This window comes from Kosakonia sp. AG348 (assembly GCF_003337365.1).
Lineage (GTDB): Bacteria > Pseudomonadota > Gammaproteobacteria > Enterobacterales > Enterobacteriaceae > Kosakonia.
Window position 1 is genome coordinate 81,217 of the sequence record NZ_QPJR01000004.1, and the last position, 23,269, is coordinate 104,485.

A 23,269-nucleotide genomic window follows, 5' to 3' on the forward strand; every position below is an offset into this window, starting at 1 on the left:
TTAAAGGGAAATTTGTTCGCCTGCAAGGGCAACGCCTGGTTTACCTTCTGACGACGCGAGGAAAGCATGACACAGATATCGTCTCTCTCTGACCACGAAATTCAGCTGCTTGATCGCTACTGGCGCGCGGCCAATTATCTCTCTGTCGGGCAAATCTACCTGATGGATAACCCGCTACTGCGCGAGCCGCTCAGGCCGGAACATATCAAACCGCGCCTGCTGGGCCACTGGGGTACCACGCCGGGGCTGAATTTTATCTATGTTCATCTCAACCGCGCCATACGCCAGCGCGATCTCGATATGATTTATATCTGCGGCCCCGGCCATGGCGGGCCTGGCATGGTGGCCAACACCTGGCTTGAGGGGAGCTACAGCGAAATCTACCCGCAGATAAGCCAGAACGCCGACGGCATGAAGAAGCTGTTCCGCCAGTTTTCTTTCCCCGGCGGCATCCCCAGCCACGCCGCGCCCGAAACGCCCGGTTCGATTAATGAAGGCGGCGAGCTGGGTTACTCACTTGCTCATGCGTTTGGCGCGGTGTTCGATAACCCGTCCCTGATTGCCGCCTGCGTGATTGGCGATGGCGAAGCGGAAACCGGCCCGCTGGCCTCAAGCTGGCACGGCATAAAATTTCTCAACGCCGCCCGCGACGGCGCGGTGCTACCGATCCTGCACCTGAACGGGTACAAAATTGCCAACCCGACGCTTCTCGGTCGCACCAGCGATGATGATTTACAACAGCTCTTTCGCGGCTACGGCTACGAACCGCTGTTTGTCAGCGGCCATGAACCCGCCAGGATGCATCGCCAGATGGCACAAACGCTGGAACAGGCGCTGAACAGCATCCGTGACTATCAGCAGCAGGCGCGCAGTGGCGAGGCGCAGACCACCGTGCCGCGCTGGCCACTGATCATTCTGCGCAGCCCCAAAGGCTGGACAGGCCCGCAAACCGTCGATGGCAAAAAAGTGGAGGATTTCTGGCGCGCGCACCAGGTTCCGGTTTCATCATGCCGTGAAAACGATGAGCACCGGCAACTGCTGGAACAGTGGATGCGCAGCTATCAGCCAGACGATCTTTTCGATGCATCGGGACAACTCAAAACAGAACTACAGGTACTGGCCCCGGTCGGCGACAAGCGCATGGGCGCGTCGCCGTGGGCCAACGGTGGTCGTTTACGCCGGGAACTGGTGACGCCGGACCTGCATCACTACGCCGTCGAAGTGACCTCCCCGGGCGAAACGCAGGCCGAATCCACCGCCGCGCTGGGCGCCTTTCTGGCCGGTATTTTCGAACACAACCGCGATAATTTCCGGCTGTTTGGCCCCGACGAAACGGCCTCCAACCGGTTAAGTAAAGTATTCGACGTAACGAATCGCACCTGGCAGGAGCCGCTTAAACCCTATGATGAGCAACTGGCGCGCGATGGCCGGGTGATGGAGATCCTGAGCGAACATCAATGCCAGGGCTGGCTTGAGGGCTATTTGCTGACCGGGCGTCACGGGCTGTTCAACTGTTATGAGGCGTTTATTCATATTGTCGACTCGATGTTTAACCAGCATGCGAAGTGGCTGAAAGTGACGCGCAACCTGCCCTGGCGCGCGCCGATATCGTCGCTCAACTACCTGCTCTCCTCGCATGTCTGGCGCCAGGATCACAATGGCTACAGCCATCAGGACCCCGGTTTTATCGATCATGTCGCCAATAAAAAAGCGGATATTGTGCGCATTTACCTGCCACCGGATGCCAATACCCTGCTGTGTGTCGCCGACCACTGCCTGAAAACCTGGGATCGCATTAACGTCATCGTCGCCGGGAAACAGCCTGCGCCTCAGTGGTTAAACCTCGACGACGCGGCAAAACACTGCGCTGCAGGAATGGGGATCTGGTCATGGGCCGGAAACGTGCAGCAGAACGAAACTCCGGATGTGGTGATGGCCTGCGCGGGCGACGTGCCGACCATGGAAACCCTCGCTGCGGTCGACCTGCTGCGTCATTACCTGCCGGAGCTGCGTGTTCAGGTGGTGAACGTCGTGGATCTCATGGCGCTGCAAACCCAGGATCAGCATCCGCATGGCCTGAGCGAAGAGGCCTTCGAGGCGGTGTTTACTGCCGATAAGCCGGTGATTTTTGCCTTCCACGGCTACCCGAGTCTGATTCACCGCCTCACTTATCAGCGCAACAACCACCGCCATTTTCACGTGCATGGCTTTATGGAAGAAGGCACCACCACTACGCCATTTGATATGACCGTGCTCAATGAACTGGATCGTTTTCACCTGGCGCAGGAGGCGATTTTGCGCGTGCCGTCGTTACAGGGCAAAGCGGATGACATCCTGGAGGATCTGGCGCAAAAAATTGCCGCGCACCATCAATATGTTCGCGAATATGGCGAAGACTTGCCTGAAGTGCAGAACTGGAAATGGCCATCGCAGCAAGGGGAAGGCAACGTACCGGAGTAAACGGGCGTACAACCCGCACGCGTAATGTCCCATGTGTTACCAGCACGCCGTTCGCCAGGCGCGGCGTGCTGGCATTAGGGAGCACTCTGGTGGCACATCTTTTGGTAGCAGCTATACCTGTTAAGAAGATGATTTTGCTCGGGAGTAGTATGGAATATCTGGCCTGGACCGCTGCGGCGGGTTGTTTGTTGTTGTTTATGTCTCTCTCTTACGGCTGGATAAGCCGTGTCCCGGTGCCCATTTTTGGCCTCTATCTGCTGGTGGGTATCGCCTGCGGGCCGTGGATGCTGGGGCTGATTGGCATTGATATTGTTCGCCACGCCCCGCTTACCAGCCGGATAACGGAAATGGCGATGGCGGCGTCGCTTTTTATCACCGGGCTGAAGATCCGCCTGCCGCTTACCTCGCCTTACTGGCGAATGGGCATCATGCTGGCGCTGCCCGCTATGTTGCTGACCATTGCCGGGATTATGCTCGCCGCCCATTTTATGGCCGATCTTTCATGGCCGTTATCGCTGGCGCTGGCGGCCATTCTCGCCCCTACCGATCCGGTGCTGGCAAGCCTGGTGGCTATCAACGATGCACAGGATGATGACCGCCTCAGGATCGCGCTCTCCAGTGAAGCGGGTCTCAATGATGGCACCGCGCTGCCCTTTTTGATGCTGGCGCTGGTCTGGCAAAAAGCCGGTGGCGCAATCAGCGCCGGGGAATGGTTTCACTGGTTGAGCGTCGATCTGCTCTGGGCGCTGATCGGCGGGCTGGGTATCGGTTTTATTCTCGGACGCTTAATTGGCCTGGTCGCCACACGCTCACGCCACGCGCAGGGGGAAGTGGCACCGAGCGATTTTATTGCGTTAGCGCTGATTTGCCTGAGTTTTTCGCTGGCGATGATGCTCAGCGCGTCCGGTTTTCTCGCGGCGTTCGCTGCCGGTATCGGCCTGCGTAGCGCCGAGATGAGCGTACAAAAACGCCACACCAGCGAGGACGATCACGACCTGCCCGCCGAGATGCAGGTGAATCCGCATACCCGGCACGGGCTCGAAGAGCATAACCCGATCAAATCCGTCGGTCTGGTGGTGGGCGATGCGCTCTCCTTTGGCGATACCGTTGAGCGGTTGCTGGCCGCCGGGCTGGTGATCGTGCTTGGTATGACACTGTCACGCCACTGGGATGCCAGCGCGCTGCTGCTGGCCTTCACCGTGTTTATCATCATTCGCCCCCTCGCCGTCTGGTTGCTGACCTGGCGTTCGGGTGAATCCGTGCTGCATCGGTTAAGTCTTGGCTGGCTGGGCATTCGCGGGATCGGCAGTCTTAACTATATCGCCTACGCCTGGACGCATGGCCTTCAGAACGCGGGAGTGATAACCGATATCGCCATCACCATCGTGACGCTAAGCGTGCTGGTGCACGGTATTTCAGTCACGCCATTACTCACCCTGCGGCGAAAACAGGAACAGCGCTGAAAGCGAGATACTCACACGGCATAACGGGCAAAATATCCTGTCGTAATGCGCGTTTGTGGGTATTATCAGAACCAGAGGGAAATAAGGGTTATGCGCTGACCGTTATTCCTTTTTTATCTGTAAAAAAATTTAACTTTTTCATTTTTGTGCCGATGCCAAAGATTGCCACTGACACAGGCTGTCACAACACGATGATAACGTTTATCCCCTTCAACTTCCGGGTTTCCCCTGTTATTGCCAGGAGTAAATAATCAATTTGGTGCCTATTTAGTCAGACCTGGCGCTGACAAGAAAAAACAACAGCGTATTTATCCACCGTCGAACGACCTTCGCGTAGCTATTGCGACGAACTTGCCAAAGGGATGATGTATTAATGCTTAACACACAGCAGCAATTTACAGAATATATGCAGAAGCTAACTACGCTTATGCAGGGATCAGAACTTACCTGGGATCGCGCATTACTCTCGCAACTTGAAAATACCGAACTTCTGCTCCCGGTCATTGGCGCGTTCAGCGCCGGTAAAAGTACGCTGCTCAATACCTTTTTGGGCATGGATATCTTGCCGGTGGGGATCGCCCCGGAAACAGAACTGGCGACGGAACTGCATTATGGCGAAAATCCCTGGCTGCAAGCCATCCGCCATGATGGCAGCGAAGAGCGTTTGCCAGTAGAGGCCCTGGCTGATGTCAATAAAAACTCAGCGGATTACTCACATTTGCGCCTGCATATCGACAGCCCCGCGCTGAAAGCGATTGCGCCTTTAGTGCTGGTGGATATGCCTGGTTATGGCTCGTCACTAGAAAATCATAACAAAGCGCTGGCCTATTATCTTCCGCGCGGTGTGCATTTCATCGTGGTCACAAGTGTTGAAGATGGAACCGTAACACAATCCATGTTGCGTCATCTCGACAGTATCAAAACCTTCGACAGCGATTTTTCCTTCGTTCTGAGCAAGACCAATTTACGTGCGCCAGAACAGGTTCAGGAGGTCTCAGGCTTTATTGAAGAGCAACTGCAACTCTATTTTGATAAAGACATGAGCGTTATTCCGCTGGACAATAAATCGGCCACGGCTTTTTATGATGCCCTGGTCGCGATTGATCCCGAGCGGCTATTCCACAATCTGTTTATCGATCGGCTGAAAGATCAGAATATCGATTTGCTCGGTCAAATTAACTTTGCCAGCAATGTCGTTAAAAACAGCAAAAAAGATAATGACAATGCCATTGTTTCGTTAGAACAGGCGCTGGAAGATCTGCTCAGGCAACGTAATCGCACGCAGCAAGAACTGACCTGGCGCTATTCCGGGCCGCTCATCACCCGTATTATCAACGCGATTGATAGCGATCTGCATAACCAACTTGATCGTCTGGCTAAGCTCGCCGCCACCAGCAACGCTCCTTCTGTACTGGAGCGAGAAATTGTCGACATCATGCGTTCGAATTTAACGAACACGTTAAAACGAGAAATGGACCAGATCTCTGCCGAGCTGGTTGAAGAGATTGCCATCAGCCTCGCCCAAAGTAATACCATGATGGTGGCGCTGGATGATAACTGGGCGAAAAATATTGCTGATAAAACAGAAGGAAAGTTGAAAGCTGTCAGCGGTTTCGTCGAAACCCTCAGTGAAAAATTCCCCAGTAAAGAAGGCGCCGGAAAAGCCTACCGGGTGCTCTCCTCTGTTCTGGCCATCACCACCAATGTCCTCAACCCGGTGCTGGAGTTAGCTATCGTCTTTTTGCCTGATATTATTCGCTTTTTCTCTTCACTCAACGCCGAGGAAAAAGCGCGCGATAAGCTAATGAATAGTGTGTTCCCCGGCATCAAAAGTGAGCTTCGTAAAGCCTTGCCCGAAATTGTCGACGAGCAGTTGCAAACCTTATTGAATACCGTGAGTAATGAGTTTGAGGAGCAAATTAATCAACAACGCACCTTAATTAGCACCTACCAACAAGAGCGCGAACAGCAACAGGCATCTATCGAGCAACAACTTGACGCATTGCAGCAGCTTTCGCTTGCCCTGCAAGCGCTGGCCACAACTTATTTGTATCGTTAAGCAGGACACGGTTATGGAATATCAATATTTGATCGAGAAGACGCAAAAACTCGAAGCGCTCTTTCCCAACGTACTCGATCTCTTTGAACAGGAAATCCAGCAATTAAAGCAGCAACATTGCCTCGATTCGGCCAGCGCGTTATCTGCCGCATTTGAAAAAATCAGTACTGATGGGCGCTTGCTTAATATTGGTATAGTTGGGCGCGTCAAAGCGGGAAAATCCTCGCTGCTCAACGCATTGTTCTTTGACGGTGAAAACGTCCTGCCAAAAGCGGCGACACCAATGACAGCGGCATTAACCACGCTTTCTTATGGCGAGCATTTTCGTGCACAGGTGGAATTTTTTACGGTCGAAGATCTCAAGCAAATCGAACACAATGCAAACAAATATACCTTTGAATTAAAAAAAATAACCGACAGAAAATACGCAGAATTCGCCTCCCGTCCGCTCACATCCGCAACGTCAGACGAGTCGCGGGTAACGGCGCATATAACACGCCAGGCCCTGCAGGAAATCCAGAGCTCGCACCCCGAGCTTTGCGCGTCCCATGATCAATATACACGTATGCAAAAATCGGGGTTAACCCTTGCGGATCTTGAGTATGTCGGCGTCATTGAGCCAGAAAATCGTGAAGCCCTCTCAACAGAGCTGCTTAACTATGTTGGCGCAGAGGGGAAATATATGCCCTTCACGAAAGTCGTCCATATTTCAATGCCGCTCGCCTCTCTCAAGGATATTAGCGTTATCGACACGCCCGGGATGAATGACCCTGTCCAGTCGCGTGAAGCGCGCACCGTGGAGTTGCTGAAAACCTGCGATGTGGTGTTTATTATCAGCCCGGCAGGGCAGTTTCTGAATGAAAACGATCTGGAAGTCATGGGGCGTATCACCGCTAAAGAGGGTGTACAGGAACTGGTGTTAGTCGCCAGCCAGATTGATACCCAACTGTATGGCAGTGAAAAGCGCCCTCACCTGAACCAGACGCTTGAAAACATCAATAACTCGCTCATCAACAGAGCGACCAGCACGCTGAAAAACCTCAAGCAACATCATCCGGAAGTCGGCGCTGTGTTTGACAGCATTATTCGGGCTCCACAAGAACATCTTTTGCACTGTTCAGGTGTGGCGTATGGGCTTTCTCACCGGCTGGCAACGCCCGAGACGTGGGATGCGAACGAGACCAAGACCTGGGACAATCTGACCAACGACTACGCCGACTTTTTTACATTACAAAACCAACAGCTCACCCAACACAGCCTGGCTTTGCTTGCGAACACCGACAACATTCACCGCAAAATAGAGGCGGTTCGCCGCAAAAAAGACGACATTATTCGTGAAAAAATGCAGGTACTGGTCGCGCGTAAAAACCAGGTGGTTGCGGAGTTTACCGAGGCGCTTCTGCGACAGATCGAGCAGCGTATGACGCTGATTAATAGCTCAGATTTAGACGCGCTGGCAAAACAAAGCGCGGCACTAAAAGGTAAAAGCAATATTCTTGATAAACGGCTCAACCGGACTTATCGCGACTGCGTTGAACACTACTATCGGGAAGTGATTTCCGAACTGAATCGGGAAGCAGATAAGCAGTTCCAGGTTACCCGCAGCGCTATCGGTGACCAAAGTACCAGTGAAACAACACAATATACGCGCGAAAAATCAGGCGCGTATAACTGGGTTGCGCGCAAATTATGGGGCGGCGGGACTGAAACAGTTAGCAAAACGGAGACGGTAATCCATACCGGCCCGACGTCGGTGGCGTTAAAAGGATTTGTGCATGAGGTGGGGGAAAAATTAAAAGAAGCCTCCGTTAAACAACATAGCGGCCTGGAAATCGCGATCAGTAAAAATGTCACCCCGCTTATCAACGAGATCCTCGAGGGAGAATGTGAGGCGGTGATGATTGCAGATGTTATTCTCTCTGTGGCAGCAAAATTACCGCGTCAAACGTTTTTATTGAATATCTCCGTTCCGCCTGAACTCGCGCCAAAAGGCAGGCTGAAGGGAAATGCGGCCGACGAGTATATAGACAGAGCTGATAATTTTGTCGCCAATGTCCGGCGAACCGTTTATGACGATATCGATCACTATTTCTCCCGCATAAAAAGCACTTTACCCGACACCATTTCATCAGTCTTTGTCGCTGAACTGGACGGTAAAATTCAACAAATTGCGAATCAAGTTGAGAACAGTACCCTGACCCTTGATCGCTTACAGCGCTTTGCCGCGCAAATTCAGGGAGAGAGAAAATGAGTGACGCGCCGCATATTGATAAGGCGGTCTTTACTGACCTTGATACCCTTAGCCATTTCTGGTGCTTTAAGCGTAAAGCGATAGCCGCAACCGTCTCGCGCGCGCTGAGTAATTATGAACAACAGGTTGGCACCACAGTCGCGGAGTTGAAACTCAACCATCAGCAGCAATTGACGCACCTGGAAACGGAGCAGCAAGCACAGCTACAACATCTCAACGCACTACATCAGCATGATCTGGCTCAGCAAAAACAGGTGCTGACCACCCAAATCAACGCGCTCGAAGCACAGCGCATTGAGCAAAATCTGCGTAACGAGCGGCTGGTGGAAAAAGTGGCAGTGCTCGACGAGACAATCACCAGCACGCAAGCGCTGCTATCGCAAAACCAGGCCAGTCTGCACGTGCTGGAGGAACTTAAGCAGCAACTGGACGTGTCGCATCAGCAGCTCCAGCAGGATTACTCCCAGCTTCATCATGATAACCTGACGCTGAGTGAACGCTTCGCACTGCTGCAATCCATTTTATCTGCGCAACCTTCGCATAATGCGGGGCTTGAGGCATTCCGCCAGCTACTGCATAGCGACTATGCCGCCTTCGCTGCTGAAGAATCATCGCTAGCGGATGAAGCTGGCGCGTTGCTTATTCTGCAAAACGTGCTGGCTGACCTTGAGCAACTCAACACCTTCCCGGCGGCCTCAGGTAAAACGGTTGTCGGCGTTGCAGGCGGGTTCAGCAGCGGCAAATCGGAGTTCATCAATAGCTTTATTCAGGATAAATCCCTGAAGCTGGCGACCGGTATTAATCCCGTTACGGTGATCCCGAGCTTTATTGTCTACGCGCCAGACTCTCGCATCTGCGGCTACGCAAAAAACGGTGGCAACGTGCCTTTAGGCAGCAAACTGTATAAAGCGTTATCGCATGATTATCTGGCGGCCTTTGGCTTCGATCTGCGCACCGTGATGCCGACAATTAGCCTGCAAGCGCCAATGGATGAGGCGTTGTTTGAGCACATCTGCCTGGTTGATACCCCTGGGTATAATCCCGGAGCGGTTAACAGAACGGAAGCAGCCGATCGCTCTACAACCCTTGAACTCCTTACGCAGTGCTCCGCAATGATCTGGGTGATTGGTTTGGATCCCGCCGGAACGATTGCCCAGTCTGACATCGAATTTATTCGCCAGAGTGCTTTTACCGCTGAAGATGTTTACGTGGTTCTGAATAAAGCCGATGTGAAACCGCAGGAAGACATTGAGGCGATCATAGAAACCGTGGCCGACGAACTGCTTTTCGCCGGGATTGGTTATGCCGGCATGACTGCCTACTCATCGACGCGACGAACAAGCTATGCCACGAAAGGCTGTACGCTGGATGCGTTCCTGAAAAACCACAATACGCGGTTCAACACCACGTCGGCTTATGAAGAGAAAATTGATCGCGTGTTTAGCGCCTATAACAAAGCGTTGCAAAGCGATATCGATAATATTCAGTTGTTACGCGTCAGGCTCAAAGATTTGCAATTCAGAACCCTCGCGGATTCCGGCGCCAAAGCGTTAAAAGAGCTTCAGCCCGTGATCGAATTTTTCAACCCGCAAATGGCTGACGAGGCGCGGCTGCAGAAACTCATTGAGCGTTCACAACAGTTAAGCGCCGCCTTCAGGACAGCACTGCGCGAGGCCATTACGCTTACTCAGCCAGGCGATATTGCCCAGCGAAGCACGGCGTTTAACCCCTCGCTGAATGTGCTCTCCTGATGTACAAAGGCCCTGTTTCGGGCCTTTTTTACCATGTTGCGCATTGCCGAAACCATTTCAGGCCGCTTAATGCGGTTGGTTTTCCCCCGCGACAGCCCTATCCGCTGGCGACTGGCGAGAAGCATTGAGGCACGCCGGGAAATCGCGCTTATCGCTGCACGCAATGCGCTGGTTTATCTGCGCCATCATCCACGGGAAAAACGGGTTGGAACTGGCGCGCATCAGCGTATCAAGACTCACCGCCAGCGTATTGGTTTCGCCGCGTAGCGAAATAGCGCCGAGGCTTATGCCGTATTGATTATTCTGCGCCGGATACAGGCCGTACAGGGAGTCATTCAGTGGAAATGGCAGCGCAATGTGCGACAGCGAAAACATCCCCGGCGGCCAGGCAATGTGTAACGCCTCCTGCGTCTCCTGCACCGCCTGCGCGGGCGTCATGCGGGCAACCGTGTCAACGCTGTCGGCAGCGGCATTGGTAATGACGGTGGTTGTGTAGCGACGTGGCGGCGCAGGCAGCAGCGTATTCACCGCCAGCGAGGCTGACGGGCGAAACAGCGCACCGGCATTGGCCGCCTGGTTGATATCAAACAGCACTAACTCGCTGCCGTTTTGCGGCAGATAGCGGTACAGCGCGTCGACCACCGCGCGGGTACTGACTGTGGAATCCATCACTGACTGAAAGGTCAGCACCGGCGGTAAGTCTTTTATCTGTGCGCTGCGCGCGGCCTGCTGGATCTGCTGCTGCAACGCCTGCGTTAGCAACCATGATTGTCGGGCGGCGTTAACCGGAAACGAATTGTATTTATACGGGTTGAATTCGGGTACCACATTCAGCCACGCCGCTTTGGCAAACGCCGGAAACGCGGCGGGCCAGCCAGCGAGCCCGGCAAAACGCGCATAGGACGGGACGCCGATCATCGGCGATAACAGAATGATGTGTTGTGGTCGGCGCAGCGCGCTGTTGCCAAGGCTATCCAGCGCATACTGCATGGCCAGTGCGCCCCCGTTCGAGTAGCCGACAAGATGCAGCGGTACGGACGCTCCCGCAAGCCTTGTGGCTTCCCGCACAGCCAGTCGCGTGGTCGCCAGCCATTGGTCGCGATCCACTTTCGCCAGCGCGCCCGGTGCTGTGCCGTGCCCCGGCATGCGCGGCACCACCACCACAAATCCCTGCTGCTGCCAGGCCTGCGCCAGGTAACGCATGCTGTAGGGCGAATCCGTCAGCCCGTGCAGCAATACCGCCGCGCCGCGAATAGTGCCTTGCGGCATCAATACCTGAGAGCGGTTCCAGTTGGGTTGAAAACCGGCGGGGTAAACCCGGCTTTGCGCGTAATACCGGTTAAGCGGTGTTTTCTCATCGTCGCTAAGCGCATCCGTGAGCTGCGTTTTCATGTCGCGGAAAAGCGTGTCTTCGTGCGCAAGATAGTCGGCGAAACGGGCGTGGTCGATCGCTTCGGCAGACATTTCATCAGCAGACCAGCGGTGCCATGACTGCAACGAAGGGCCTTTTTCCGACTGATAAACGCGGCCAATAAAAAAAACGATGCCGAGCACAAGCAGCCCAACGGCAAGCTTTCTGGCAAGTGGGATGAGCTTAAAACCTGACATTATTGCCCTTTGTCGCCACCAGGCGCGGCGATGCCGTTACGAAACAGTGCACAGAGAATAGTGCCACTTTTCAGATTGCGGCAAATCACAACGTCGGCAGGCAAGCGTAAAAAAACCCTGGTGTGGCAGGTGTTGGCAAATGGTGTTTTCAACAAGTGGAGCCAGTAGAAGCCAATAAAGGAAGGCAAAAAACCGCTATTGGCAGATTATTGCCACCGTCTGCTTTTGCGGACGGTGGCAATAATCCCTCGTTCCTGAGGTCAGATATCATCCGTCGTATGGTGTACAACAATTTCCAGCGTATTGCGGATAATGTCGCTTCGTACCACATCATCCGTGCTTTCGATCATGCGGATAAGTTCAAGAATCAATGCCTTATGGGTTATACGTTCATCGGCTGCGACTATGCGTCTGATGGCGACACCAAGAATGGCGGATTCCTCTGCAAGTTTTTCACCACCGCTGCGAAAATATTCCATGAGAGAAAGATCGGTAAGATTTTCGTACCCATCAGAACTTTCAAGCATAGCCTGGCTCATTTCATTACCCCATGTTGAGTTCATTCTTTCAGCACTTCAGTCAGTGTTTTTTACTACTGCCCGGCTGCTTGTTGCCAAACAGTGGATAAATGTTGTCCCTGCGATCCTCATTCCATTCCATGCCTACCGCGTCTGCGCCATGGCGCATTTCGCCCAACGTGTTATTGCTGATTTCGGCAATAATGCGCCCCAGCATCTTGCGCCGTTGGCTGTCAGGCTCACTGCTCTCCATCGAACGCAGCCGGGCTATCAGGGCCTGGGTGCTGATAGGAGAGTTGTCTTTCAGGAGTGACAACACGGCCACTCCGATAAGTTCATCTGTCAGTTGCTCTATTTCACTACTGTTCATAACTGCATCTCGGGTTGCCGCCCGTTGCCGAAGTGCAATTGCGGCATGAAGCCAATTCTCACGTGGTAGCGTTCTGCCAGAGCTTATGGCGCCCCGTGAGAATTGACTCAAATAACCAGGTCATTTATCGCGATTAGTCTTTTCATCTTAACGATCAAACAGCAAACCAATCAGCGTGTGATAGTGGCTCTCCTCTTCCGGGCCAGATGCTTTTTCAAGCCGCGACAACAATTTCGTACAAATAGCCTTACGGTTCAGATTGCGGCCTTCGGTCAGGATCTCGACTGCAATGCGTCCTAATGTTTCTTGCTGCGTTGGCAGCGTGGCTTTATCAAAGTAGCGAGTAACAGCATTCGCTGTGTTTGGAAGAAAACCATTCTGTTGCATCTGTTAATCCTCTAAAGTCCATGAGTCAGGAAAGTACAATTAAAGTTATACAAAGATTGCTAATATGTACATAGAAATTGTACAAAATAATTAGCCCCCTATAGAAACACTCCATAAATTTATACAAATCATCAAGTTAACACGAAAACAAAAGTTCTCGGACGCAACAGGCTTGTACAAATTACCTGTATCGATGCCTGCTGAGTTGTTAACATTTCTGCATAATCACCTGCGGACATACGCGAACTATTTGAAAATAAATGGAATAACGGCACAACGTCCTGGCTATCTTCTGCTAAGGTAAATATTCCTAAATATCCCGCCGGAACTCCTATGCTTACCACCATCATTTACCGCAGCCACCTGCACGACCATGTCTCGTTTAAGATGCTTGAAGAGATGGTCGCAGCCGCCAATATCAAAAATGGTCGGGCCAGCGTGACGGGGATCCTGCTATTTAATGGCACCCATTTTTTTCAATTGCTTGAAGGGCCTGAAGAAAGTGTTACGGCTATTTATCAGGACATCTGTGGCGATGACCGCCATTACAATCTGGTCGAAGTGCTCAGAGACTACGCGCCGTCAAGGCGCTTCGGTAAGACCGGAATGGAGCTGTTCGACTTGCGCGATCACGATCGTGAAGCGGTATTGCAGACCGTGTTTGATAAAGGCACAACGCGATACCAACTGACCTACGGCGATCGCGCATTGCAGTTCTTTCAGACCTTCGTCGAAGACAGCGAGAAAGAGTTCTACTACGAAATTCCACCGGGCGATGCCTGGGAGTTTATTGCCGATGGCAACGCGATAACCCTGCCGCCAGGCATCCCGGATAGCCGTGCCGACTGCCATTTTGCTTTCCAGCCTATTGTTGACCCCTTTGCCCGCCAGATTGTCTCTGTCGAAGCGCTGCTGCGTACCCGTGTAGGCGGCTCGCCGCAGGACTGGTTCGACGATATGGCCGGGGATGATATCTACACCGCCGATTTACAAAGCAAGCGCGTGGCCTTTGCGATGGCCGCGGCGTTGAAGCTGGGTGCGCAGACGCTCTCGGTAAATCTGCTGCCCATGACGCTGGTAAAGGTGCCTGATGCCACTGAATTTATTGTGCAGGCGATTAAAGAGCACGGGCTGGTTCCTGAACAGGTCATCGTGGAATTTAACGAAAGCGCTGTGTTTTCATGCATTGATGCGTTTACGCAGGCGGTAAAAATGCTGAAAGGTGCCGGTATTCGTGTGGCAATCGATCACTTCGGTGCCGGGTTTGGCGGGCTGGTATTGCTGACGCAATTCCAGCCGGACCGAATCAAAATCAACCGTGCCCTGATTGCGGACGTGCACAAAAGTGGCTCCCGTCAGGCCATTGTTCAGGCGATTATCAAATGCTGTACCTCGCTGGAAATTGCTATTTCCGCCGTCGGCGTCGAAAAGGCGGAAGAGTGGATGTGGCTTGAATCGGCGGGCATTTCTCAGTTCCAGGGTCACCTTTTCGCGCGCCCGGATGTAAACGGCATTCCGGCCGTGGCCTGGCCAGAAAAAAGAGATGAGATGATATAAGCTGTGCAGCGAAGTTGTACAAAAAAGGATTTGTACAACTTTGCAAAGTTAACTTAGTCTGTGAAAAGAGCACACTGGCGTTAAAGAGTACGAGGGAGCTATGGCTTTTTATAGTATCGGCGAGGTTGCCGAACGCTGCGGGATAAACCCGGTCACACTACGCGCCTGGCAGCGTCGCTATGGGCTGTTAAAACCGCAGCGCAGTGAAGGTGGTCATCGTCAATTCGATGAGTCTGACATTCAGCGCATTGTGGAGATCAAGCGCTGGATCGATAACGGCATTTCCGTAAGCAAAGTTAAAGCCTTGCTCGACGACAACAAATTCGCCGGGCAAACAAGCTGGGCGTCACTCCAGGAAGAGTTGATGTCGATGCTGCGACAAGTAAATCCCTCCCGGCTGCGCGCCACCCTTCACACCTTGAGTCAGACACACGCGGCGGATGTGCTTATCGACGACATACTGGTGCCGGTACGCCAGCGGCTCAGCCGCGATAAAAATACCGCACGTGTGGTGTTAAGCCTGCTGGACGGGGTATTAGTGGAGTTTGCCGCGTCAGGCATTGCCACCGCTCGTGAACAGGCAGCGAAAACAGCGCTGCTGATCGCCTGGGGAAATGACGATCGCACCCATCTATGGCTCGAAGCATGGCGCCTGTCACAGCAGGGCTGGCGCATTGATGTCCTCGCCGAACCGCTCGACTCCCCTCACCCGGAATTTTTTCCCGGCCAGCATCTGTTTGTCTGGACCGGCAAACCGCTCACGCGTAGCCAGGCGCAGCAGCTTGCCCACTGGCGGGAACAGGGGTTTGCTATATCAGTGCATACGGGGAGTGCGAGGGAAAAATGAAGTGATGAGTAAAAATGCAATCAATTATGCTTTTTTTATCTTGCTCGCCTTATGGCTAGCTTTATATGTTACTTGCACCAGAATACCGTATTTCAAGACCTTCAAACCGGAGGATATTCGGATACCCCTGAATATTAGCTTCGCCATTCTGGTATTAATTGTTACCTACGTTGACCGCTATTTCAGGTATAAACCCTGCAACGAAAATCAGGCGCAATTCCCCGAAACGAAAGATCTCTTTCTGCCATTTGGTTTGGCGCTTATGCCGTTGACGTCTTCGATGTTCGATCTTGGCGACGCCAAAGCAAACAATGAGTTTATTTATTCTCTCATCCTGATGATATTGAGTAGCATCACCATCGTGGAAACTACTTTTCTTTGTAATTTTCAGCAGAACAATACATTCATGCGTCGTTTTATTCTTCACATAGTTCTTGCTTGTGCATTAAGTGGGGCGGCTTTACTTTAATAACGTAACTCGCACGCGAATTACTCAGTTATAAAAAACCTATACTTGTGCATAGGTTTTGGAATAATTATACACCCTCACTTTCCAGCCGCTGGCGGTGGCGCAAACCGGGGAACCACTTCATCCAGAGGGCTACCACAATCAACGTGCCGACACCGCCAATCGCCGCCGCAGGCACCGCGCCAAGCCACGCCGCCAGCATACCGGATTCAAATTCGCCGAGCTGGTTAGAGGTGTTGATAAAAATGGAGTTAACCGCGTTCACCCGCCCGCGCATCTCGTCTGGGGTATCGAGTTGCACCAGCGAACCGCGGATCACCATGCTCACCATGTCGAAACCGCCGAGCGCGAACAGCGCCAGCAGCGACAGCCACATCCAGCTTGAAAAGGCGAATACCAGCGTCGCCACGCCAAACCCCGCCACGCACATAAACATGATCATGCCGACATTGCGCGTCAATGCGCGGTGGCTTAACCAGAAGCCCACCAGCAGCGCACCAACGGCTGGCGCACTACGCAGCAAGCCCAGACCAAGCGGCCCGGTATGCAGCACATCATGGGCGAAAATGGGCAGCAGCGCGGTCGCGCCGCCGAGCAGTACGGCAAACAGATCGAGCGAAATCACCCCCAGCACATCCGGGCGGTTGCGGATAAACCCAACGCCGGCAAACAGCGAAGATAGCGTCGCCGGCGTGCGCGGCGGCTGCGCCTGTTCATACCGCAGCGTCATCACCAGCAACAGCGACACCAGATAGAGCCCGGCGGTAACGCTGTACACCACATCGGCCCCCGCCGCGTAGAGAAAACCGCCCAGCGCCGGGCCGACAATCTGCGCCGCCTGGCCGGAAACCGCATTCGCGGCTGTTGCTCGCGGTAAAATGGAGAGCGGCACCAGCGCCGGCAACATCGAAATCATCGATGGCGACTCAATGGTTTTGGCGCAAGAGATAACAAAGATAAGCGCCAGAATCACCCACACGCTGGCATCGCCCTGCCACGTTAACCACGCCAGCGCGGCGATGGCCAGCCACTCGAGAATCTGCGCCAGCAGCACCACGCGACGGCGGTCAAACTGGTCAGCGATATGCCCGGCAGGCAGCGCCAGCGTTAACGAGGGAATAAACTGCACCAGACCAATCATCCCCAGCCAGAACGCGCTCTGTGTCTGGGAGTAAATTTGCCAGCCGACGATGATAGATAACATCTGAAAACCGAAGCTGGAGCTGGTTCGCGCCAGCCAGAAGGCAACAAAAGAACGATGCTGCAATAAACGACCATCACTGCCTGGTAACACCGGAGCCATAGGTTATTCCATCTCTGTTATTAGTGTCCTGCCGACGGCGCGCCCGGCGCACCGGAACGCACAAACGGCGGGCGGGCAAACCAAATCACCACCACCAGCGCCAGAAATCCCCAGCCCAACAGCCAGAAATAGTCGATGGTTGACAGCATATAGGCCTGCTGTTCAATGGTTTTATCCACCGCCGCCAGGTGTTGCTGCGTCACGCCGCCCATTTTATGCAGATAATCAGTGGCCGCCGGGTTATACACGGAGACGCTTTCCGTCAGGTTAGCATGATGGTAAACCTCGCGGCGCGACCAGATCCAGGTGGTGAGCGACGAGGCAAACGAGCCGCCCAGCACGCGGAAAAAGGTTGCCAGCCCGGAGCCTTCCGCCACTTCGGCACCGTGCAGATTCGACAGCACAATGGTGGTGATCGGCATAAAGAAAAACGCCACGCCGATCCCCATAAACATCTGCACTTCCGCCACGGTGCGAAAATCGACACTGGTATTAAACTGCGCGCGGATAAGGCAGGATGCGCCCATGGTCAGAAACGACAACGACGCCAGCAGGCGCAGATCCACTTTATGGGCGTAGCGACCGATAAACGGTGTTAACAGCAGCGGTAAAAAGCCCATCGGCGCGGCGGCAAGCCCGGCCCAGATGGCGGTATAACCCATCTGGGTTTGCAGCCACTGCGGCAGGATAATGTTAATGGCGAAAAAGGCCGCATAACCGAGCGTCAGCGTTGCGGTGCCGATGGCGAAGTTGCGATCTTTAAACAGCCGCAGGTTCACAATCGGGTGCTGCTCTCCCAGTTCCCAGATGACAAACGACGCCAGCGCAATGGCGGAAAGTACCGACATAACGATGATTTCCGTGGCGTTGAACCAGTCCATGTCGTTGCCTTTATCCAGCACCACCTGCAACAGGCCCACGCCGAGCACCAGCAACGCAATGCCGATGTAATCGATCGGCGAATGAGAGGTGGTTTCTTCGCGCTCTCGCAGCTGTGTCCAGACCACGATGGCGGCGAAAATCCCTATTGGTACGTTGATATAGAAGATCCACGGCCACGAGTAATTGTCGGTGATCCAGCCGCCGGTAATCGGCCCGACAATCGGTGCGACCACGGTCACCATCGACAGCAACGCCAGCGCCATACTGCGTTTGCTGGTCGGGAAAATCACCAGCAATAGCGTCTGGCACATCGGGAACATCGGCCCGGCAAAAAAGCCCTGCAGCGCACGGAAGATAATCAGCTCGGTCATGCTGTGGGCGAACCCGCACAGAAACGAAGTCAGAGTGAACAGCGCCACCGAACCAACAAACAGCTTGAGCTGACCAAAGCGACGGGTAAACCAGCCGGTCAACGGCAGCGCAATAGCATTGCACACCGCGAACGAGGTAATCACCCAGGTGCCCTGATCCGAACTGACGCCAAGGTTACCGGCGATGGTCGGCAGCGCAACGTTCGCGATGGTGGTATCCAGCACCTGCATAAAGGTTGCCAGCGACAGCGCAATCGTCGCCAGCAACAGGCTGGGTGGCGTAAACGCCGACTTATCTTGCATAACGTCTCTCTTAGCGGGCGCTGGACGCTACCGCCTGGCTGTTGTCATGAAGAATTTTCGCCACCAGTTGATCGGCGTTCTCCAGTGCGTTCTGGTAAACGTCGGTGGTGAAGCGCGGCGCAGCAACCGTTTTGGGCGGCAGCAGATCGCCATCGGCGTTACGAATATCCACGCGGGCAAACATCGACAGCCCCACGCGCAGCGGATGTTTCTGCATGTCATGCGGATCAAGGGTGATGCGCACCGGCAAACGCTGGATGATTTTGATCCAGTTCCCGCTGGCGTTTTGCGCCGGCAGCAGCGAAAACGCACTGCCGGTGCCAATGCCCAGACTCTCAATGGTGCCGTGGTACTCCACATCGTCACCGTAGAGATCGGCGGTCAGCGTCACTTTCTGCCCCAGACGCATGGTATTCATCTGGCTCTCTTTAAAGTTGGCGTCCACCCACACCTGATCCAGCGGCACAATCGACATCAGCGTGGTGCCGGAATCGACGCGCATCCCCAGTTGTACCGCGCGTTTGGCGACAAAGCCGCTTACCGGCGCAACAATGGTGCTGCGCGCGTTATCGAGGTAACGCTGGCGCAACGTGGCAATCGCGCTTTTGATTTCCGGATGGCTGTCGATAACCGTGTCATCGGTCATTGCCAGGTTTGTGCTTAACGCCTGTTGCGCCGCCGCCAGATCGCTTTTCGCCGTGGCGACCGCATCACGGTAGTGTGCTAAATCCTCAACGGAAATCGCGCCGCTGGTGGCGATTTTTTGCCGACGCGCATAGTCGTTCTGCGCGGTTTGCAACGCGGTTTGTTTCGCCGCGACCTGCGCACGGTAGTTATCGACCGTGCTGTACAAGCCGCGCACCTGGCGCACAGTGCTGGCCAGGTTCGCTTCTGCCTGTTGCAGGGCGATTTCGGTGTCACTCGGATCCAGCAACACCAGCGGCTGCCCTTTTTCGACATAATCGCCTTCATCAACGGAAACCTGCGTCACCGTCCCGCCGATTTGCGGCGTTAAGGTCACCAGGTTGGCGTTGACGTACGCATCGTCAGTGCTTTCGTAGTAACGGGCATATAACAGATACCAGGCCAGACAGCCTGCGGCGATAAGCAGCAAAACAACGAACAGGATAGCGAAGTTGCGCTTACGTTTGCTCGGCGCGCGTTCGGGTTGTGCAGATGAAGTTTGCATCTTGATACCTTTTCAGGACAGCTTAGCGATGTGGGCGGGTTGCCTCGTCCGGCAACATTTTTATCAGCAGTTCAACCAGCAGCCGCGACTCGTCGGCGGTCAAACGCCTGGTCATCGTACTGAGAATCGAGGCCAGCGCCTCATTCTGAAATCGGTCACAAATCACTCGCCCTTTGTCGGTCAGTTCGAGAATGACCTGGCGTTTATCTTCCGGGTTGGTGGTGCGCACAATCAGATCGCGCTTGACCATGCGCTCAAGCATGCGGCTCATCGCCCCGGCGTCCATCAGCAGATTTTTGCTCACTTCAACCGGGCTATTGAAGCCTTTATAGATACTTATCAATACCTTGAACTGTGCAGCGGTGATATCCGCAGCTGAAAAGTACTGGCTAATAAGCTGGTCTTTGAACTGGTTTGCCAGATGAATCAACAAACCGAGGTGCAGTTTTGGGTTGGGAATATCCGCAGCGTTAGTCATGATATTTGCCTGGTCAGTAATTACAAATGAAATTACTGACCAGGCAGTGAACTGTCAATGAATTGTCAAGATAAGCGCACGTTTTGTCAGTGCGTGATGGTGTTCCGGGTGGTGAAGATCAACTTAACGCGTTGATTTTATAGCTCGTGAAGCGAGCACTGCATTCGCTGCTTCGACAAACCCGGCCCCCCCCGGCCCACGCGTGATCCAGGCAGGCGCCTGGGGCAGCGCATCAAGGCACTCCAGCACGGTACTGACGCCTACCGAATGGCGGAAAAAGGCAAACATCGGTGCATCATTGAGTGAATCACCGGTATAAAGCACCGAGTCAGGGTCGCTATCGATGTCGAGGTTATAGTGTTCGCGCAGCACTTTACGCGCCATCACCAGCTTGTCGTAACCGCCCAGCCAGCCGAGCAGCCAGAGATTATTGACCGTGACACTGGCTCCATGACTGCGCATGCAGTTGATGATGGCGGCGTTTTGTTCGTCATCCGCCGAGCGGGAAAAAGCAATACTGGTCAATCGAAAGGGCTGGTCATCAGCCAGCGTGGCCGTGGGAACCTGGCGTTTTACGTCGTCAATAATATGCGCTAATTGTGGTGTCAGTTTCGCCTGCGCGTCGTGCCAGTAGTGACGCGCAATCCCCTCCTGTGCACGGCGATAAAAAAGCCCGCCGTTTTCGCCAATCACCCCTGCCACCGGCCACATTCGCGCCATTTGATCGCACCAGCCAGCCGGTGCGGCGGTCACAGGAATAACGCTGATCCCCGCGCGGTGTAACTGTTCCAGTGCCTGGTAGGTGGCAGCAGCCAGTTTTCCCTGGTATGTCAGGGTTTCGTCCATGTCCGTCAGGACAAAACGTACTGCGCGGAAAGTCGCGGCATGGGCATTTTCCAGTTGTTTCATGATGTTCTCCTCGTGGGCTAACAGGGTAACGAGCCATCAGCGCCCTGAACATCATGCTGGTTAGCAATAATCCTCATATGGAAAAGTAAAAACGGGCATATGCCGCATGCACCTGTCAGGTAAGGCATCACTCTCTTTTTTAACGCCGCGAATGGAGCGGCTCAACTGTCCATGCGGTGGCAACCCTTTCGGCGGGCGCGAGGACTGAGATAGTTCTTAAACTTGCTGAATATCACGCATGTAGCCGCTTGCCAAACGTAAAGAAATGTCAAAAAAGGCCACTAAAAAGCCAGCCATACCTACCAAAAATGAGTGATAGTGACACAGGTGATTAATGAAAACGAAAGTGCATTTCGTTAACTTATTAATATTAAGGAAAATTTATTTTTCTACAATTAATAACAAGCGAAACGGTGAGCAAAAAATATATTCAACCCAACCTGTTTACGCCTCGGTTTGACTAAATGAGGTCAGTGTCTAAATTTAATATCAAGCGACACACGCTGGCATGCAAATATAAAGCAGGAAGGATATCAGGATTAATATTTGTCTATTTAACTCATCTCGCGTTAATAAACGCCGCATAACTTCCCCTGATATTTTTTATTAATCGTATAACTGCTGATAACAGCGGCAGTGCCCTATTTTGCTTATCCACTCAACCATGAAAGGATCAGATATGACACCTCAAGAAAATTATCACGACTGGTTACGCGATGCACATGCCATGGAAAAACAAGCTGAGTCAATGCTTAATGCCATGAGCAGCCGCATCGATAATTACCCCGATTTACGCGCACGAATTGAGCAACATTTAACGGAAACGCAAGGGCAAATTAAATTGCTGGAAACGGTGATGGATCGTAACGATATTAACCGTTCGTTAATGAAAGATGCCACCAGCAAAATGGCGGCGATGGGTCAATCATTTGGTGGCATGTTTGCACCGGATGAAATCGTTAAAGGCGCAATCAGTAGCTACGTCTTCGAACAATTTGAAATTGCCTGTTATACCTCGCTTATCGCCGCGGCTGAAAAAGCCGGTGACAGCGCCAGCATCGATATTTTCAAACAGATCCTGGCGGAAGAAAAAGCAATGGCCGAATGGGCACTCAATCATATTCCGGATGTGACAGAACAATTTTTGCTGCGCAGCGCAGCGGAAGGCGTGGAAGCTAAAAAATAATAAATTTTATTATTCAGGAGGCAAGCAATGTTTCGTCATGTAAAGCAACTGCAATACACCGTGCGCGTCAGTGAACCGAATCCAGGGCTGGCCAACCTGCTGCTTGAACAGTTTGGCGGCCCGCAAGGGGAACTGGCTGCGGCATGCCGCTATTTTACCCAGGGGCTGGGTGATGAAGACGCCGGTCGCAAAGAGATGTTGATGGACATCGCGACAGAAGAGCTCAGCCATCTGGAAATTATCGGTTCGCTGGTCGGCATGCTCAATAAAGGGGCAAAAGGCGAGCTGGCAGAAGGCACCGAAAGTGAGGCGGAGCTGTATCGCTCGTTAACCGAAAACGGTAACGACAGCCATATTACGTCGCTGCTGTACGGCGGCGGCCCCGCGCTGACTAACTCCGCCGGTGTCCCGTGGACCGCCGCTTATATTGATACGATTGGCGAAGTGACCGCCGACTTGCGTTCGAATATCGCCGCCGAAGCGCGCGCGAAAATTATTTACGAGCGCCTAATCAATGTCACCGACGATCCGGGGGTAAAAGACGCGTTAGGTTTCCTGATGACCCGTGAAGCCGCGCATATGCTCTCTTTTGAGAAGGCGCTCTACTCGATTCGCAATAATTTCCCGCCAGGAAAATTACCGCCAATCGAACAGTACACCAACGTCTACTACAACATGTCGGAAGGTGACGATCCGCGCGGTAGCTGGAACAGCGATGAGAACTTTGACTATGTCGCCGATCCACAACCGGCGGTGGACGGCGGTGACGGCTCCGCCACCACGACGCTCAGCCCGGAACAACTGGCGCTGGTAAAAGCGATGGCCGAACGCACCAAATCCGATCCGACAGTGGATCCCCTCACCGGCGCCGACCTCGGTAGCGGTGAACCCCAGCCGAAATAAGCATC

General features: G+C 53.4%; 19 protein-coding genes. 10 read left to right on the top strand and 9 right to left on the bottom strand.

Annotation, left to right across the window (positions count from 1 at the left end):
* Positions 1 to 66: 66 nt before the first annotated feature.
* The 5 genes from DFO56_RS10625 (at position 67) to DFO56_RS10645 (ending at position 9,984) form a co-directional block, all read left to right on the top strand.
* Complete coding sequence (locus DFO56_RS10625) at positions 67 to 2,460, top strand: phosphoketolase (RefSeq protein WP_045509642.1); 2,394 nt, start codon at positions 67 to 69, stop codon at positions 2,458 to 2,460.
* Positions 2,461 to 2,609: 149 nt separating this feature from the next.
* Positions 2,610 to 3,923 carry a sodium:proton antiporter gene (locus DFO56_RS10630; protein ID WP_045509646.1) on the top strand — a complete coding sequence of 438 codons (1,314 nt, stop codon included), beginning with the start codon at positions 2,610 to 2,612 and terminating at the stop codon, positions 3,921 to 3,923.
* Between the two features lie 427 nt (positions 3,924 to 4,350).
* Positions 4,351 to 5,982, top strand: a complete 1,632-nt coding sequence (locus DFO56_RS10635; protein WP_233500397.1) for a dynamin family protein — start codon at positions 4,351 to 4,353, stop codon at positions 5,980 to 5,982.
* 13 nt (positions 5,983 to 5,995) lie between these two features.
* Positions 5,996 to 8,233, top strand: coding sequence for a dynamin family protein (locus tag DFO56_RS10640; protein WP_045509651.1), 2,238 nt, complete (start codon positions 5,996 to 5,998; stop codon positions 8,231 to 8,233).
* Positions 8,230 to 9,984 (top strand): dynamin family protein, encoded by a 1,755-nt coding sequence (locus tag DFO56_RS10645; protein ID WP_052679804.1) that lies wholly within the window; start codon positions 8,230 to 8,232, stop codon positions 9,982 to 9,984. The genes DFO56_RS10640 and DFO56_RS10645 overlap by 4 nt, the downstream gene beginning before the upstream one ends.
* Before the next feature lie 66 nt (positions 9,985 to 10,050).
* Here the strand turns inward: DFO56_RS10645 and DFO56_RS10650 are convergent, their stop codons facing one another.
* From DFO56_RS10650 to ycgZ, 4 genes are all read right to left on the bottom strand, one after another.
* The gene (locus tag DFO56_RS10650; protein ID WP_045509654.1) at positions 10,051 to 11,592 is read right to left on the bottom strand and encodes a carboxylesterase; all 1,542 of its coding nucleotides are present in this window, start codon (positions 11,590 to 11,592) and stop codon (positions 10,051 to 10,053) included.
* Between the two features lie 260 nt (positions 11,593 to 11,852).
* Positions 11,853 to 12,131, bottom strand: a complete 279-nt coding sequence (locus tag DFO56_RS10655) for a biofilm development regulator YmgB/AriR family protein (RefSeq protein ID WP_170956311.1) — start codon at positions 12,129 to 12,131, stop codon at positions 11,853 to 11,855.
* A gap of 40 nt (positions 12,132 to 12,171) precedes the next feature.
* Positions 12,172 to 12,480, bottom strand: a complete 309-nt coding sequence (locus DFO56_RS24815; protein WP_045509656.1) for a hypothetical protein — start codon at positions 12,478 to 12,480, stop codon at positions 12,172 to 12,174.
* 147 nt (positions 12,481 to 12,627) lie between these two features.
* On the bottom strand, positions 12,628 to 12,867 hold the full coding sequence (gene ycgZ / locus DFO56_RS10665) for a regulatory protein YcgZ (RefSeq protein WP_016495733.1): 240 nt from the start codon (positions 12,865 to 12,867) through the stop codon (positions 12,628 to 12,630).
* A gap of 333 nt (positions 12,868 to 13,200) precedes the next feature.
* On the opposite strand from ycgZ, the gene DFO56_RS10670 reads away from it, so the two are divergent.
* The 3 genes from DFO56_RS10670 (at position 13,201) to DFO56_RS10680 (ending at position 15,740) form a co-directional block, all read left to right on the top strand.
* Positions 13,201 to 14,424 carry a diguanylate phosphodiesterase gene (locus DFO56_RS10670; protein ID WP_045509658.1) on the top strand — a complete coding sequence of 408 codons (1,224 nt, stop codon included), beginning with the start codon at positions 13,201 to 13,203 and terminating at the stop codon, positions 14,422 to 14,424.
* A gap of 100 nt (positions 14,425 to 14,524) precedes the next feature.
* Positions 14,525 to 15,271, top strand: coding sequence for a MerR family transcriptional regulator (locus DFO56_RS10675; protein ID WP_016495731.1), 747 nt, complete (start codon positions 14,525 to 14,527; stop codon positions 15,269 to 15,271).
* Positions 15,272 to 15,275: 4 nt separating this feature from the next.
* On the top strand, positions 15,276 to 15,740 hold the full coding sequence (locus DFO56_RS10680) for a hypothetical protein (RefSeq protein WP_045509903.1): 465 nt from the start codon (positions 15,276 to 15,278) through the stop codon (positions 15,738 to 15,740).
* A gap of 67 nt (positions 15,741 to 15,807) precedes the next feature.
* Here DFO56_RS10680 and DFO56_RS10685 read toward each other — a convergent pair whose 3' ends face one another.
* From DFO56_RS10685 to DFO56_RS10705, 5 genes are all read right to left on the bottom strand, one after another.
* Positions 15,808 to 17,043 carry an MFS transporter gene (locus tag DFO56_RS10685; RefSeq protein WP_045509660.1) on the bottom strand — a complete coding sequence of 412 codons (1,236 nt, stop codon included), beginning with the start codon at positions 17,041 to 17,043 and terminating at the stop codon, positions 15,808 to 15,810.
* Positions 17,044 to 17,063: 20 nt separating this feature from the next.
* Complete coding sequence (locus DFO56_RS10690; protein ID WP_016495728.1) at positions 17,064 to 18,599, bottom strand: DHA2 family efflux MFS transporter permease subunit; 1,536 nt, start codon at positions 18,597 to 18,599, stop codon at positions 17,064 to 17,066.
* Between the two features lie 10 nt (positions 18,600 to 18,609).
* Positions 18,610 to 19,788, bottom strand: coding sequence for an efflux RND transporter periplasmic adaptor subunit (locus DFO56_RS10695; protein WP_016495727.1), 1,179 nt, complete (start codon positions 19,786 to 19,788; stop codon positions 18,610 to 18,612).
* A 22-nt stretch (positions 19,789 to 19,810) separates the two neighbouring features.
* Positions 19,811 to 20,266 (bottom strand): MarR family transcriptional regulator, encoded by a 456-nt coding sequence (locus DFO56_RS10700; protein ID WP_016495726.1) that lies wholly within the window; start codon positions 20,264 to 20,266, stop codon positions 19,811 to 19,813.
* Between the two features lie 123 nt (positions 20,267 to 20,389).
* Positions 20,390 to 21,175 carry an HAD-IIB family hydrolase gene (locus DFO56_RS10705; RefSeq protein WP_045509663.1) on the bottom strand — a complete coding sequence of 262 codons (786 nt, stop codon included), beginning with the start codon at positions 21,173 to 21,175 and terminating at the stop codon, positions 20,390 to 20,392.
* 679 nt (positions 21,176 to 21,854) lie between these two features.
* Between DFO56_RS10705 and DFO56_RS10710 the strand changes: the two genes are divergently transcribed.
* Positions 21,855 to 22,361 (top strand): ferritin-like domain-containing protein, encoded by a 507-nt coding sequence (locus DFO56_RS10710; RefSeq protein ID WP_016495724.1) that lies wholly within the window; start codon positions 21,855 to 21,857, stop codon positions 22,359 to 22,361.
* Positions 22,362 to 22,388: 27 nt separating this feature from the next.
* Entirely contained in the window at positions 22,389 to 23,264 is an 876-nt protein-coding gene (locus DFO56_RS10715; RefSeq protein WP_016495723.1) for a manganese catalase family protein, read from the top strand.
* Positions 23,265 to 23,269: the final 5 nt, after the last annotated feature.

Excerpts from the sequence above, each read along its gene's own strand:
- DFO56_RS10625 (WP_045509642.1), top strand. The coding sequence starts at position 67 with ATGACACAGATATCGTCTCTCTCTGACCACGAAATTCAGCTGCTTGAT.
- DFO56_RS10630 (WP_045509646.1), top strand. The coding sequence starts at position 2,610 with ATGGAATATCTGGCCTGGACCGCTGCGGCGGGTTGTTTGTTGTTGTTT.
- DFO56_RS10635 (WP_233500397.1), top strand. The coding sequence starts at position 4,351 with ATGCAGGGATCAGAACTTACCTGGGATCGCGCATTACTCTCGCAACTT.
- DFO56_RS10640 (WP_045509651.1), top strand. The coding sequence starts at position 5,996 with ATGGAATATCAATATTTGATCGAGAAGACGCAAAAACTCGAAGCGCTC.
- DFO56_RS10645 (WP_052679804.1), top strand. The coding sequence starts at position 8,230 with ATGAGTGACGCGCCGCATATTGATAAGGCGGTCTTTACTGACCTTGAT.
- DFO56_RS10650 (WP_045509654.1), bottom strand. The coding sequence starts at position 11,592 with ATGTCAGGTTTTAAGCTCATCCCACTTGCCAGAAAGCTTGCCGTTGGG.
- DFO56_RS10655 (WP_170956311.1), bottom strand. The coding sequence starts at position 12,131 with ATGAGCCAGGCTATGCTTGAAAGTTCTGATGGGTACGAAAATCTTACC.
- DFO56_RS24815 (WP_045509656.1), bottom strand. The coding sequence starts at position 12,480 with ATGAACAGTAGTGAAATAGAGCAACTGACAGATGAACTTATCGGAGTG.
- ycgZ (WP_016495733.1), bottom strand. The coding sequence starts at position 12,867 with ATGCAACAGAATGGTTTTCTTCCAAACACAGCGAATGCTGTTACTCGC.
- DFO56_RS10670 (WP_045509658.1), top strand. The coding sequence starts at position 13,201 with ATGCTTACCACCATCATTTACCGCAGCCACCTGCACGACCATGTCTCG.
- DFO56_RS10675 (WP_016495731.1), top strand. The coding sequence starts at position 14,525 with ATGGCTTTTTATAGTATCGGCGAGGTTGCCGAACGCTGCGGGATAAAC.
- DFO56_RS10680 (WP_045509903.1), top strand. The coding sequence starts at position 15,276 with ATGAGTAAAAATGCAATCAATTATGCTTTTTTTATCTTGCTCGCCTTA.
- DFO56_RS10685 (WP_045509660.1), bottom strand. The coding sequence starts at position 17,043 with ATGGCTCCGGTGTTACCAGGCAGTGATGGTCGTTTATTGCAGCATCGT.
- DFO56_RS10690 (WP_016495728.1), bottom strand. The coding sequence starts at position 18,599 with ATGCAAGATAAGTCGGCGTTTACGCCACCCAGCCTGTTGCTGGCGACG.
- DFO56_RS10695 (WP_016495727.1), bottom strand. The coding sequence starts at position 19,788 with ATGCAAACTTCATCTGCACAACCCGAACGCGCGCCGAGCAAACGTAAG.
- DFO56_RS10700 (WP_016495726.1), bottom strand. The coding sequence starts at position 20,266 with ATGACTAACGCTGCGGATATTCCCAACCCAAAACTGCACCTCGGTTTG.
- DFO56_RS10705 (WP_045509663.1), bottom strand. The coding sequence starts at position 21,175 with ATGAAACAACTGGAAAATGCCCATGCCGCGACTTTCCGCGCAGTACGT.
- DFO56_RS10710 (WP_016495724.1), top strand. The coding sequence starts at position 21,855 with ATGACACCTCAAGAAAATTATCACGACTGGTTACGCGATGCACATGCC.
- DFO56_RS10715 (WP_016495723.1), top strand. The coding sequence starts at position 22,389 with ATGTTTCGTCATGTAAAGCAACTGCAATACACCGTGCGCGTCAGTGAA.